The organism is Veillonella sp. S13053-19, assembly GCF_002959835.1.
Taxonomy (GTDB): domain Bacteria; phylum Bacillota; class Negativicutes; order Veillonellales; family Veillonellaceae; genus Veillonella; species Veillonella rogosae.
The window spans coordinates 36,673-51,227 of record NZ_PPDA01000004.1 but is presented as its reverse complement, the minus strand read 5'-3'; the positions used below and the strand labels follow the sequence as shown (position 1 = coordinate 51,227).

The following is a 14,555-nucleotide window of genomic DNA, read 5'->3' as shown; positions in this document are numbered from 1 at the left end:
TCCATAGTTAGTAACTTCGTTACTTTTAACTTATATTAAAGTCGTATATCATTGTAACTCATCTAATGTATCACGAAGTTGTGACATTTCATCAAGAGCCTTCGCAACGCCCTTAATAACTGCATATCGTGGAGATTCTACTAAATATGCCGCAATACCAACAGAACGGGTAATAACGCGATCCAAACCATCGATAAGAGCACCCCCACCCGTTAGGATGATACCATGATCATTAATGGCAGCCACAAGTTCAGGCGGTGTTTTTTCTAAAATAGATTTAATGCCCTCTAAAATATTCATGACTTGTGCCTCTAAAGCACGCTGAATTTCTAAAGAGTTCACCGCTACCATCTTTGGTAAACCAGAGCTCGCATCGCGTCCACGTACCTCTATAGTACGTTCCTTAGCACGGCGATCCACAGTACCTACAGAAATTTTAATCTTTTCTGCTGTTAATGGCCCAATGACAAGCCGCTTCTTCCGGCGAATATAACGAATAATAGATTCGTTAAAAGAATCTCCACCTATACGGAGAGATTCACTTACAACGACACCTGTATCACAAAGAACAGCAATATCCGTGGTACCACCACCAACATCAACAACCATAGCGCCTACTTGCTTAGCATCGTTGAGACCGGTCCCCATAGCAGCAGCCAGTGGCTCTTCAATAAGAACAGTCTTTTTAGCACCGGTTCTAAGCAAAGCCTCTAAAATGGCGCGCTTCTCCACAGGTGTAATACCTGATGGAACACATACGATAATCCGTGTTTTCATCAATCGAGAAGCAGGTACAACAGAGCGAATAAAGTACTTTAACATGAATTCTGTCATATCATAGTCTGCAATAACACCGGCTTGAACAGGTCTAATGACAGATATCCCCTTTGGCGTACGACCTACCATGGAACGGGCCGCCTCACCTAAAGCAAGAATATCCCCCGTTTTATCATCTCGAGCGATATAAGATGGTTCATCAAGCACCAAGCCCTTTCCCTTAGCAAAAATGAGAATGCTGGCAGTCCCTAAATCGATACCTAAATCGAAATTTAAAGTTCGATTCAAGCGTCCCATCAAATCTCCAACTTGCTCAGGACGAACTAAGCGCTTTAAGGTCATGGCAGGCGTAGTTTTAGCAATGGCTACGGTTTCACGACTACGGCGCTCTGCACGGCGCATTTTTGTGACCTTAACCATGGCCTCGCGCATATTAGAGGCTAAATGATTCGCTTGTTTAGCAACACCTTCTGAAAGTTTCGTAGACTTGCGCTTTGTTCTGCGCAAGGGCTTACGAGTCGCACTCGCCTTAGAGTTTTCAACCTTTGCAGCACCTAGGTTTTGTTGCTCGTTGTATAAAGCCGGCCCTTTAGAGCGCCGGCTTCTTTTCTTATTATTCTGTTTTGGCTCTGTACTCTTATTCGTCAACCCGAACAATATCAGCACCTAACCTTTGCAATTTACCTACAAAATCATCATAGCCACGGTCGATATGATGTAGACGACCTACCTCAGTTCTACCTTCTGCAGTCAACGCAGCACAAACAAGAGCTGCACCAGCACGCAAGTCAGTAGCATTTACTACGGCACCATGCAAGCGAGGCATACCTTCTACAATCGCTTGGCGATTATCGATATCGATATGAGCACCCATCTTACGAAGTTCAGCTACGTGCATGAAGCGGTTCTCAAATACCGTTTCTGTTACTGTACTTGTACCTTCTGCAATCGTAGTGAGCGCCATAAATTGAGCTTGCATATCTGTTGGGAAGCCAGGATATGGTAATGTTTTAATATCAACAGCTTTAATGCCTTTACCAGTGCTGATGACGCGAATACCGTCGATCTCTTCCTCTACAGTAATACCAGCTTCTTTTAATTTAGCTACTACAGGCTTCAAATGTTCTGGTAACGCATTTTCTACGAATACATCACCGCCAGCCATAGCCGCTGCAATCAAGTATGTACCAGCTTCAATACGGTCAGGAATAACCGTATGAATAGCACCATGCAATTGAGGTACACCTTCAATACGGATTACGTTTGTACCAGCACCGCGGATATTGGCGCCCATAGCGTTCAAGAATGTTGCTAAATCAACGATTTCAGGCTCTTCTGCAGCATTTTCAATAACAGTTTTACCTTCTGCCATAGAAGCGGCCATAATTACGTTTTCCGTAGCCCCTACACTTGGGAAGTCCAAGTAAATTTGAGTACCTTTAAGGCCTTCAGGAGCATGAGCATATACATAATCTTCAGTAATTTCAATTTTAGCACCTAGTGCTTCAAAAGCTTTTAAGTGAAGGTCGATAGGACGCGCGCCGATAGCACAGCCACCAGGCATGGAGATCTTAGCCTCCCCTTTACGCGCCAAAAGAGGCCCCATTACAAGGAAGGATGCACGCATTTTACGTACAAGTTCATAAGGAGCTTCAGTAGCAGTCAATGTAGACGCATCAAAAATGATTTCATCATCTGCTTCATTACGAGTAATTTTAACCCCCAAAGACTCGATAACTTGGCAAATCGTACCTACATCTTCCAAATTTGGAATTTCAAGTAATTTACTAGGTGTTGATGCTAGCAAAGTACCGGCAATAATAGGGAGTACCGCATTTTTAGCACTACTAACACGTACACGGCCTTCCAACCGATTGCCACCTTGAATGATTAGCTTTTCCAACAGAATTCCTCCTACACTTTATATCGATCATCTTGTATAAACTACAAGACGTTGTATTTATAACGTCATATACTAAATGTTATTATACTATTTTTCGATATATCTCATCAAGAGAATGTGAGAAAATACTGAGAAAAAAGCCCCTCTTTTTTTGAATCGTTTCACCCAAAAATATTGTTAAATTTTTAGGTCCCATTCATGTAGAGGGGCTTCTTATTATTTTGCTTTTAAGGATTTCAATTTATCATCCATGTGTACTGTATCAAGGAAGCGTACAGTACCAGTTTTAGAGCGCATTACGATAGTATGTGTACGCGCACCACCTGGGAAGTATTGAATTGGGTTCAATAGATTACCACGTGTAATAGCTGTAGCCGCAAAGATAACATCATCAGTACGAACTAAATCATCCAAAGTAAGAACTTGGTTTACATCGGTAATACCCATTTCATGGCAACGACGAATTTCTTCATCAGTTTCTGGTTTTAAGCGAGCTTGCATATCACCGCCTACACATTTTAATGCAGCAGCAGCTAATACACCTTCTGGTGCACCACCAGTACCAACAACCATGTGTACACCAGAACCTTCGATACAACATTCCATAGCTGGGTTAACATCACCGTCGGAGATGAGCATAATACGAGCACCTACTTCGCGCGCTTCTTTCATCAAACCTTGATGACGCTCACGATCGAGCATAACCAACGTAATTTCCTCTACACTACGTTCCATTTTAGCAGCTACATTTTTTATGTTTTCAGTCAAAGATTTTGTAATATCGATAGCACCTGCACCGCGAGGACCAACACAAAGTTTCTCCATGTACATATCTGGTGCATGTAATAAGCCACCTTTTTCAGCAATTGCCATAACTGCAATAGCGCCGTTTTGACCTTTCGCAATTAAGTTTGTACCTTCAATAGGGTCAACTGCGATATCTACTTCTGGACCACCTGCACCTACATGTTCACCAATGTAAAGCATAGGAGCTTCGTCAATTTCACCTTCACCGATAACTACAGTACCAGAAATGCGAACAGAGTCAAAAGCTTGACGCATAGCGTCTACAGCTAGACCATCAGCTGCGTCTTTTTGACCGCGACCAAGCAAACGACCACTGCGCAAAGCGGCTGCTTCAACGACACGAGCAAATTCCAAAGATAATGTACGATCCATAATGGGCCTCCTTATAAGTCCTCTATGTTTTGATATGACTCCTACCCAGAGTCTTTACTTAACTTATTGATTAGCTTGTTTCCAATCTTCCATGAACTTCGCAAGGCCTGCATCAGTCAACGGATGTTTCATAGCTTGCATAAGCACTTTAAATGGAACGGTTGCAATATGAGCACCCGCTTTAGCACATTGAATGATGTGCAACGGCGTTCTCACACTAGCAGCAATGATTTCAGTTTCAATTTCATGAATAGCAAAGATGTCTGCAATATCTTGAATCAATGTAAGGCCATCCATGCTGATGTCATCAACGCGACCAACAAATGGACTAACATAAGTAGCACCTGCACGAGCCGCTAACAACGCTTGGTTAGCAGAGAAGATTAAAGTTACATTTGTTTTAATACCTTCTTTGCTTAAAACTGCAACAGCTTTAAGACCTTCAGGAGTCATAGGCACTTTAATAACTACATTAGAGCCTAATTTTACAAGATCATGCGCTTCTGCTACCATGCCTTCAGCATCAGCAGAAATAACCTCTGCACTAACAGGACCTTCTACAAGATTTGCAATTTCAGAAATAACTTGCTTTAAGTCCCGTTTGGCTTTCACGATAAGAGATGGATTTGTCGTAACACCATCAATAAAACCAAAGGCATAGGCCTCTTTAATCTCATCAAATTCTGCTGTATCAATAAAGAATTTCATAGAATTCCCCCTCTTATTTCGCAGGTGTAATGACTTCAACGCCACCCATATAAGGTACCAAAACCTTTGGAATCACTACGGAACCATCAGCTTGTTGGCAATTTTCTAAGATAGCTGCCACTGTACGGCCCACCGCAAGACCAGAACCATTTAATGTATGAACAAATTCAGGTTTGCCTTTAGGACCACGACGGAATTTAATATTAGCACGACGAGCTTGGAAGTCTGTCATATTGGAGCAAGAAGAAATTTCTCTGTACTTGCCTTGAGCTGGCATCCATACCTCCACGTCATATGTTTTAGCAGAACCAAAGCCCATATCACCTGTACAAAGAGTGATAACACGGAATGGTAATTCTAATAAACGTAATACTTCTTCTGCATTATCTGTCAAAGTTTCTAATTCTTTGAAAGAGTCTTCAGGTTTAGCTAATTTTACCATTTCAACTTTGTTGAATTGATGTTGCCGAATAAGACCACGAGTATCGCGACCTGCAGAACCTGCTTCAGCACGGAAACATGCAGTGAATGCAGTGTAGTATTTAGGTAATTCCTCTTCGCTCAAGATTTCACCACCATGGTAGTTAGTCAATGTAACCTCAGCCGTAGGAATCAAGAAATATTCTGTATCCTCTACATGGTACATATCTTCAGCAAATTTAGGTAATTGACCAGTACCAGTCAATGTTTCACGAGTTACCATGTATGGAGTCATCATTTCAGTATAGCCGTGTTTGTCTACATGAAGATCAACCATGAAATTGATCAAGGCACGTTCTAAACGAGCACCTAAACCTTTATATACAGTAAAGCGGGCACCACTCATTTTACCAGCGCGATTAAAGTCTAGAATATCAAGACTTTCGCCTAAATCCCAATGAGCTTGCGCTTCAAAATCAAATTGACGTGGTTCGCCCCATTTGCGTTGCTCTACGTTCTCCTCTTCATCAGCACCAACTGGAACAGATGGATCACACATATTTGGCAACATTAACGCCGCATCACGCAAATCAGCTTCCACTTCGCGAATACGGTTATCAAGCTCAGCAATTTCGTCGCCTACTTTTTTCATTTCTGCGATTTTATCATCCGCATTTTCTTTATTGCGTTTTAATTGGCTAATTTCTTCAGTTACGGAATTGCGAAGCGCTTTTAATTCTTCTACCTTACCAATCAACTGACGACGTTCATCATAAGCGGATACAAAGGTTTCCAAATCGCCTGTTGTGTGACGGTTATCTAAGTTTTGTTGCACTAAATCAATATTTTCTCGGACAAATTTTAAATCTAACATGCTATAAACCTCATTTTCCAACTATGCTACGTACAATATATTCAATACGTTTAAGTATACCATATATTGGTGTATTTATCATTAAATTATACGTTATATACTAGTCTTTTCATCAATATTTTTACTACTCATCATCTTCTTCGTCTAGCAAATAATCTTTCGCCATCCATTTGCGAGTGCCTGTGAAAGATATAGTAACCCACTTCTCTGTGGGATTACCGCCGATTTCTTGATCAATTTCGTTGCGAATTGCATCAATCTCAGCAATTGTCTGATATGGGAAATTCTTGCGAACTAAAATATCAATCTCGATGATACGGGTACTGCCATATACTTGCACACTCGTTACATAATCTTTGAAATTATATTTCGCCATAAAACGATCCATAATTTCTTGTACTTCATTATGTAATGAAGATGGTGCCCACCCCAAGATTTGCTTCATAGATGGTACAATAATATGGATCGCAGACGGTAACATCTGTACGGCTAATACAATTAATACGATAGGGTCAATATAAGCTGCCCATTCAGCGTATGCCGTTCCTTCTAGCATGGTAGCTACCACAAAGCTAATCAAAATAGCCGCCTCTAACAAGGCATCTACATACCAACTTACATTATCAAACTTAATCAAGTTAGACTGTAAACTTTTATTAATACGACGTACATATAAATAATACGCAGTATCTGCAATAGTAAAGAATATAGCATAATAAATAGCTGGTCCAAAGTCTACATGACGACCACCAGATAAAAGGTCTGTAATACCACTCGATAAAGCATAAATGACAATAAGTAAAATAAAGAAACCTTCTACAGCTAACACAAGCGGTTCAAATTGCCAGAAGCCAAACTGGAATCGCTTACTTGTTTCTCTCGCTACAAGCTTAGCAGTCATAAGCATCATAATCTTAATAACTACGTCCACGAAGGAAAATACACCATCTAATAAGACCGCACTAGACCCTGTAACAATCCCCATTATAGTACCACTAACGGCCACAAGTGCCATCAAGGCAACAGACTGCATTAATAACTTTTGTTCAATAGAGCGCCTTGCGCCTAATATATCCATTAAGTCCCCCACTTTCTTAATTTTTACATCCTTTTATTATACACCAAGTACATTGATACGCAAAAAGCAGCTAATTTGAATGCGTTTCAAATCAGCTGCTTGTAATGTATCAATATTCTTTTTCTATAAGGAGTAAATTTTCAATCTTTGGAATCCTTTTAATCCTTATTTAGTTCGTAGGCTCTGGAGCCACTTTACCAGCTACATAGCGCTCTATTATGTGTCGATCATCGCCTACATATAACCAGCGTTCCAATCGCTCTTCTAAGGAGCGTTCATTAGGGTCAAACAACATCGTATCGTCGATAACAAGAGCATCAAGTTCACAACCTTTTTCAAAGCTGCCCACCTTGCCAAAGAACTTACCGCCGCCCTTTGTAGCCATATAGAAGGCTTCACTCAATGTAAGTGGCGCATACATTTGATCCACTTCCACCCATTTCATCTTGGATAGTCCAATGGCTTCGGTAAGAACCTTCGCCATAGATACAATATGTCCACCAGAAATATCGGAACCTAAGCCAATAGGTATTTTCCGCTCAAACAATTTACGAATCGGTGCAATACCACTAGATAAATTTACATTTGAATACGGGCAATGAGACACCATAGTTTGTGTTTCTGCCATGCGGTCCATTTCTACGTCACTTAAATGAATGCAATGAGCCATCACTGTCGGCACCTTCCCCATGAGATGATGTTCATAGTACACATCTGTATAATTAGCTGCCTCAGGATGTAGGGCTGCTACCCAGTCAATTTCACCATGATTTTCTGACAAGTGAGATTGAACCGGCACATTATACGCTTCTGCCAAGTTACCTAAACCACTCATTAACTCGCTTGTACAAGATGGAACAAAACGAGGCGTAATAATTGGTTTTACTAAAGGACCAAATTGAGCTGATGCTTCTAACCACTCTTTAGTATCAGCTAAGGATTGATGTGTGTCTTCAATTAAAAATTCTGGACTATTGCGGTCCATATTGACCTTGCCTACATAGGCAGATAAACCTGCTTTTTGTAAAAGCTCCATCAATACTAATGTACTATCTTTATGAATCGTACCAAACAAGATGCTTCGCGTCGTGCCATTTCGCCATAAGTCGTGTACAAAGGCGCCATATACTAAACGAGCATATTCTTGATCACTAAACTTTGCTTCCTCTGGGAAGGTATACGTTTCAAGCCAAGGTAAGAGCTCCTTATCCATACCTAAACCGCGATTGCAATATTGCGGTGCATGAGCATGAGTATCCACAAAACCGGGGATGATGAGATGATCACCATAATCTGTAATCGGATGTTCTCCATACGCTGGTGGTATACTTTCACCACAATGAACTACTACACCATCGACGGCAATAACATAACCTTGTTGAATAGCTACAAATTCTGATGGACGTGGTGTATATAGAATATTTCCTTTTAAAATGATTGTTGAATTCATATAACCTCCTCGCATGTTCAAGATTATAGATGAGTCGCTCTATACCACATGCTAGATTAATTTTCAATCAATATACAATGCTATATGATTCATAGTATAGGCGTTTTAGATGGCAAAGTGAATAATAAATGCCAATGTCATGATATACATAATAGGATGAATTTCATGACGACGACCTGTAGTCAATTTAATCAATGTATAAGAGATAAAACCAAAAGATAAACCTTGAGCAATACTAAATGTTAAAGGCATAAGAAGAATTGTTAAGAATGCTGGCAATGCTTCTGTAAAGTCAGTGAAGTCAATATGTGTTACCTCACTCATCATAAATACGCCGATTGTAATAAGTACCGGTGCAGTCGCTTGTGGTGGTACCAATAAGAACAATGGTGCAAAGAACAATGCTACCAAGTATAAAAGACCTGTTACAACGGCTGTAAGACCTGTACGGCCACCGTCGGCAACGGCTGCTGCACTTTCAATGTAAGAAGTAACTGTAGAAGTACCTACAACGGCACCTGCTGCAGCGCCAATAGAAGTACATAGCAAGGCTTTGTCTAACCCTTCGAACTTACCATCTTCATTCACCAAATTTGCTTTTCTCGTTACACCAATCAATGTGCCGATATTATCAAACATATCTACAATAGTGATGGAGAAAATGATAGAGAAAATACCATATTTAATAGCACCCATTATATCTAGTTGACCGAATGTATCAACGGGAACTGGTGGCACCAAGTTAAAGATATCTGCACTTGTAGCAGGCATCTTAGTTAAACCTAAAGCCATTGCTACAATTGTAGTGAACGCCATGCCGATTAGCAAGCCGCCTTTAACTTGTTTTGCCAGCAAAATACTAGTAATAAATAAGCCTAGTAAAGTCAATAATACCGCTGGATCTTGCATATTACCTAGGGTTACAAAGGTTGCATTATTAGGTACGATAATATGAGCATTTTTAAAGCCGATGAAAGCAACGAACAAACCAATACCCACACCTATCGATGTTTTCAGTACTTGTGGAATACCATCTACAATTTTGTTAAGAACTTTAGTAACCGTTAAAATAACAAATACTGTACCGGAAATAAAAACGGCACCTAATGCAGTTTGCCAACTAAGTCCCATGGCACCACAAATAGTGTACGAGAAGAACGCACTGAGACCAAGGCCTGGTGCTACGATAACAGGAACATTAGCCACTAAACCGATAAGCATGGTCGCAAAAGCTGTTGTTAACACAACCGCTGCCACTGCACTAGCATGCGGCATGCCTGATACAGATAATAAGTTTGGTATTACTGCCAGAATATATACTGACGCAATAAACATCGTAATACCTGCAAAAAATTCAGTTTTCACTGATGTACCATGTTGGGTTAACTTGAAAAAGCGATCAAGAAAACCATTTGCTTCATTAGTTCTTTCGTACTCCATTGAACTCATCTCACATTCCTCCAAACTTTTAGAAAAAAAATAAAATAGATAAATAAAAAACGACTACAAGAGCATCATAAAGATGCTCTTGTAGTCGTAAATCTCGGTTTACGCTAGAGAGCCTTGACCCATCCCGTCAAGGTTATACAAGATTAGCAATATGTCTATACAGTTAATCCTTATCTGCTATTTACTATTGATAAGGCTAAATAAAAAATTTTCATTTTATGAATTTTTCTCATATCTGTTATGCCAATAATACAATCTATGCACCTAGTATAAAGTTATTTTTATGCACTGTCAATAACTATTTATGATTTACATTTCATATTCTTTTTTCAAGACATAACCGTATGCTTTTTTAGAGCCATCGGGTTGTTCAATGAGGTATACACCTTGTATTTCTGGAGCAAATCCAGGTAATTGGTTAATTCCTTCTTCTAAAGCAAGGAAGTAATCACAAGCAGTCCGAGACCATCGTTCTCCAGGCTGTACGCATAATACCCCTGGTGGGTACGGCAAAGCCCCTTCAAGTGCAATGCGCCCTTCCGCCTCATCTAAAGATACAAGCTCTCCCTTATTACGTTGGAACTCAAAGTTTGCCTCTTGTGGATTCATTACATATTCTGGGAAGTATTCCTTGTAGAATAAGCGTTGTTGTAGAGTACTCACGTTTCTAGCTTTATAAAAATCATGCATTTCTTGACACAGTTGGCGAATATGATAACCTTTATATTTATCTATATGGCTATAGTAAATCGACGGTAACACCTCTTCCATAGGTGCATTTCGGTCTATAAGCTCTTCAAAACGCACAAGCTGATCGACTAATTCATCCATTTTCTCTTTAGATTCTGCAGGAGTCATAAGGAATAGAATCGTATTGAGATCACACTTTTCTGGAATAATTCTATTTTCCCGTAAGTAATTGGCCAATATATTGGCATGAATACCAAAGTCTTCATACGCCCCTGTTTCAACATTAATACCAGGCGTAATCAACTGGAATTTACAAGGATCGATAAAGTACTGCCCTTCACCATAGCCTTTAAAGGAATGCCACTTTGCATTAGGTTCAAAGGCAAAATAGCTCACATCATTAGCCATCTCTTGTGTATTGCCTTCTTCCCACTTCTTACCATGTACTACAGGTGGTACCAAAGGTCTCAGATATTTACAGTGGCTTAATACTGACTTACGGGCATCAATTCCTACTTCAATACATTCACGCCACAACTGTTTTCCCAATTCACCTTCATGTATTTTGGCATTTACATCAAGAGATGCAAAGAGTGGATAAAAAGGAGATGTGGAAGCATGCATCATAAAGGAGTTATTAAATCGCTTATGATCTACATAACGGTCTTGTCCTTTTATATGTTTATCTTTCTTATGGATTTGAGAAGTTTGAGAGAAGCCAGCTTGTTGCTTATGCACAGATTGAGTCACTAAAATTCCAGGATCATTAGGGCCTAGCTCTAATAATAAAGGACTACAATCTTTCATCATAGGAATAAACTGTTCATACCCAACCCAGGCAGAGTCAAAGAAAATATAGTCGCACAAGTGACCTATCTTATCAACTACTTGGCGCGCATTATAGATCGTACCATCATAGGTACCTAATTGAATAACGGCTAGCCGAATTGGACGGTCTGCTTTAGCTTTATTAGGATCCTTCTCACCGATTAAATTCCGAATATAGCTTTCATCAAAACAATGCTCTAGAATACCACCAATGGAACCAAAAGGATTCCGTGCGGTCTCTAAATATATTGGTGTTGCACCGGACATAACGAGACCGCCATGGCAAATAGATTTATGATTATTGCGATCATATAAAATAATATCTCCTGGTGTTAAAAGAGCATTGAGTACTACTTTGTTGGCAGAAGATGTGCCGTTTAATACAAAATATGTTTTATCCGCATTATACACTGCAGCTGCATGAGCCTGCGCATCATGAGCATAACCTTCGTGGATTAAAAGATCACCGAGCTTTACATCGGCATTACAAAGGTCTGCACGAAAAATATGATCTCCAAAGAAGTCATAAAAAGCACGTCCCGTAGGATGCTTAGCGAAAAACTGTCCTCCTTGATGTCCTGGACAGTCAAATTGAGCATTGTTATCTCCTACATAATCAGATAAGGCCTTAAAGAAAGGGGGCAAAATCAAAGCTTCATAGCTTGCTACAATCTGCTCTATCGTCCCTTTATAGTCATTTATGCTAGTAGATGTAACATCTATTACCGCCCCAATTCGCTCCATATCAAAAGATATAGTATGGGATGGATCTACTACCATTACAATAACAGGTATTCCAAAAGAACGAATTTGCTCATTATCGAGTACATCCATTTCAGAGGCGCTCACCACAACTGCACCTATGTTGGTAAAATCCGTTTCATTAATAGGTATGCATGTACGGTCCTCGATAGAACTAATCCAAGGTTTTACACTATCGGTAAAAGCAATTTTTAAATGTTTCACCATAGCCTCCTCTCTTAATATCAATACTTTATATGTTTATAGTATTTAATGTAGTACATTATGGTCATGTAAAAAAAGCTCCCTACTCAAAGAATAGGGAGCCTTTGTATGTTAGATTATTCAGCTGCTTCTTCTTCAGCTTCAATATGCTTAGGAGCTTCTGGTTTCATCAATGGGAACAACAATACATCGCGGATGGATGCAGAGTCTGTTAAGAACATAACGAGACGGTCAATACCAACACCTAAACCTGCTGTTGGAGGTAAACCGTATTCAAGAGCTGTAACGAAGTCTTCATCCATACGGTGAGCTTCATCATCGCCAGCTTCGCGTTCTTTCAATTGATCCAAGAAACGTTGTTTTTGGTCGATTGGGTCATTTAACTCGGAGAAGCCATTTGCCAATTCACGACCATAAATGAACGCTTCAAAACGTTCTGTAGCCAATGGATTTTCACGACTTGCTTTCGCAAGTGGAGAAATTTCTTTTGGATGACCATATACGATAGTTGGTTGAATCAAGTTTTCTTCTACATAATCTTCGAAGCAAGCATTTAAGATTTTACCAATACCATCGTTATCTGTATATTCTACATTCAAACGATCTGCAATAGCTCGAGCTTCTTCAACAGTATTTACTGCATCAAAGTCTTCACCAGTGTATTTTTTTACACCTTCTGCCATTGTGATACGGTTCCAAGGTGGAGTCAAATTGATTTCAGTACCTTGGTATGTGATTTCTTGTGTACCTAGAACCTCTTGAGCACAGTAGGACACAAGATTTTCTGTTAAACGAATAGCATCCTCAACATCGCCATACGCTTGGTAAGATTCGATAGTAGTGAATTCTGGGTTATGACGGTTGTCGATACCTTCGTTACGGAAACAGCGGTTCATTTCGAATACGCGATCCATACCACCAACAATTAAACGTTTGAGGTACAATTCAGGAGCAATACGCATGTAGATATCAATATCGAGCGCATTGTGATGTGTAATGAATGGACGAGCTGCCGCACCACCAGGAATCGCATGCATCATTGGAGTTTCCACTTCCATGAAACCATCACGCATCATGTATTCGCGAATTTTAGCAACGATTTGAGAGCGTTTTACAAATGAATCACGCACTTCAGGATTTACAATCAAATCAACATAACGTTGACGGTAACGAAGTTCTGTATCCTTTAAACCATGCCATTTTTCTGGCAATGGACGTAAAGATTTAGATAACAAAGTTAATTTGTTAACTTTAATTGTAACTTCACCTGTATGAGTTTTAAATACATGACCTTCTATACCGATGATATCACCGATATCAAGCATTTTTACGTATTTATAAGCCTCTTCGCCCAATACATCTTTACGGAAATATACTTGAATATCCCCAGATTTATCACGAACATTGGCAAATGCTGTTTTACCATGGGAACGGATTGTCATCAAGCGCCCTGCAATAACTACAGGTTGACCATCATATTTCAAGAAGAAGTCATCTTTAATTTCTTTTGCATGATCTTTTACAACAAAACGTTGACCAAATGGATAGATGCCATCTGCTTCGTATTCAGCCAATTTGTCGCGGCGAATTTGCATTTGCTCATTCAGCTCTTCTTGTACATTTTTAATTTCTTCACTCATGTTATCGCCTCTTCGTCAGTAAATGTAAATTATTGGATTGCTAACACTTTGAATGTAACAGGACCATCTGGTGTGGAAACCTCTACTTCATCACCTTTACGTTTGCCCAAAATAGCTTTACCTACAGGAGATTCGTTAGAGATACGATTGTTGAATGGATCCGCTTCAGAGGAACCAACGATAACATATTCCAATTCATCATTGTACATCGTATCAAGTACAGTAACTTTACTACCTACAGATACAACATCACCCTTTACGGACTCGTCAATGATTTTCGCCGTGTTAATTTTATTTTCTAACTCTACAATATGACCTTCGATGAAAGCTTGTTCATTTTTTGCATCATCATATTCAGAGTTTTCACTGATATCGCCATATTCAATAGCTGTCTTAATACGTTCAGATACTTCAATACGACGTACAGATTTATAGTACGCTAATTCTTCTTCTAATTTCTTTAAACCGTCGGCGGTAAGTAATGTTTCTTTTACGTCTGCCATGGGTACCCCACTCTTTCTACATATAAATAATAAGAAAAAGTGTCATAGTAAGATGACACCTTGTCTTTTGTTTCTAAATTATCTCAACCA

At 39.6% G+C, this 14,555-nt stretch carries 11 protein-coding genes and 1 riboswitch; all 11 genes read right to left on the bottom strand.

What is annotated here, in order from left to right:
- Positions 1-48 precede the first annotated feature (48 nt).
- The 11 genes from VEHSUH06_RS01410 to greA all read right to left on the bottom strand — a co-directional run bounded on the left by VEHSUH06_RS01410 (position 49) and on the right by greA (position 14,465).
- Positions 49-1,434, bottom strand: coding sequence for a rod shape-determining protein (locus VEHSUH06_RS01410; RefSeq protein WP_105097489.1), 1,386 nt, complete (start codon positions 1,432-1,434; stop codon positions 49-51).
- Positions 1,415-2,680, bottom strand: a complete 1,266-nt coding sequence (murA, locus tag VEHSUH06_RS01405) for a UDP-N-acetylglucosamine 1-carboxyvinyltransferase (RefSeq protein ID WP_105097488.1) — start codon at positions 2,678-2,680, stop codon at positions 1,415-1,417. Before murA ends, VEHSUH06_RS01410 begins: the two co-directional genes overlap by 20 nt.
- Positions 2,681-2,896: 216 nt before the next feature.
- Positions 2,897-3,859 (bottom strand): class II fructose-bisphosphatase, encoded by a 963-nt coding sequence (gene glpX / locus VEHSUH06_RS01400; RefSeq protein WP_054747774.1) that lies wholly within the window; start codon positions 3,857-3,859, stop codon positions 2,897-2,899.
- A 63-nt stretch (positions 3,860-3,922) separates the two neighbouring features.
- Positions 3,923-4,567: a fructose-6-phosphate aldolase gene (gene fsa, locus VEHSUH06_RS01395; protein WP_105097487.1), complete on the bottom strand. Its 645-nt coding sequence runs from the start codon at positions 4,565-4,567 to the stop codon at positions 3,923-3,925.
- 13 nt (positions 4,568-4,580) lie between these two features.
- Entirely contained in the window at positions 4,581-5,861 is a 1,281-nt protein-coding gene (gene serS, locus VEHSUH06_RS01390) for a serine--tRNA ligase (RefSeq protein WP_105081414.1), read from the bottom strand.
- A gap of 124 nt (positions 5,862-5,985) precedes the next feature.
- On the bottom strand, positions 5,986-6,939 hold the full coding sequence (locus tag VEHSUH06_RS01385; RefSeq protein WP_105097486.1) for a cation diffusion facilitator family transporter: 954 nt from the start codon (positions 6,937-6,939) through the stop codon (positions 5,986-5,988).
- A gap of 169 nt (positions 6,940-7,108) precedes the next feature.
- Complete coding sequence (guaD, locus tag VEHSUH06_RS01380; protein WP_105097485.1) at positions 7,109-8,389, bottom strand: guanine deaminase; 1,281 nt, start codon at positions 8,387-8,389, stop codon at positions 7,109-7,111.
- Positions 8,390-8,494: 105 nt separating this feature from the next.
- Positions 8,495-9,838 carry an NCS2 family permease gene (locus tag VEHSUH06_RS01375; protein ID WP_105097484.1) on the bottom strand — a complete coding sequence of 448 codons (1,344 nt, stop codon included), beginning with the start codon at positions 9,836-9,838 and terminating at the stop codon, positions 8,495-8,497.
- A gap of 62 nt (positions 9,839-9,900) precedes the next feature.
- Positions 9,901-9,999: riboswitch (purine riboswitch) on the bottom strand.
- 148 nt (positions 10,000-10,147) lie between these two features.
- Positions 10,148-12,322, bottom strand: coding sequence for an ornithine decarboxylase (speC, locus tag VEHSUH06_RS01370; protein ID WP_105097483.1), 2,175 nt, complete (start codon positions 12,320-12,322; stop codon positions 10,148-10,150).
- Between the two features lie 116 nt (positions 12,323-12,438).
- Positions 12,439-13,962 (bottom strand): lysine--tRNA ligase, encoded by a 1,524-nt coding sequence (gene lysS, locus VEHSUH06_RS01365; RefSeq protein ID WP_105097482.1) that lies wholly within the window; start codon positions 13,960-13,962, stop codon positions 12,439-12,441.
- A gap of 29 nt (positions 13,963-13,991) precedes the next feature.
- Positions 13,992-14,465, bottom strand: a complete 474-nt coding sequence (gene greA / locus VEHSUH06_RS01360; RefSeq protein WP_105097481.1) for a transcription elongation factor GreA — start codon at positions 14,463-14,465, stop codon at positions 13,992-13,994.
- Between the last annotated feature and the right edge of the window lie 90 nt (positions 14,466-14,555).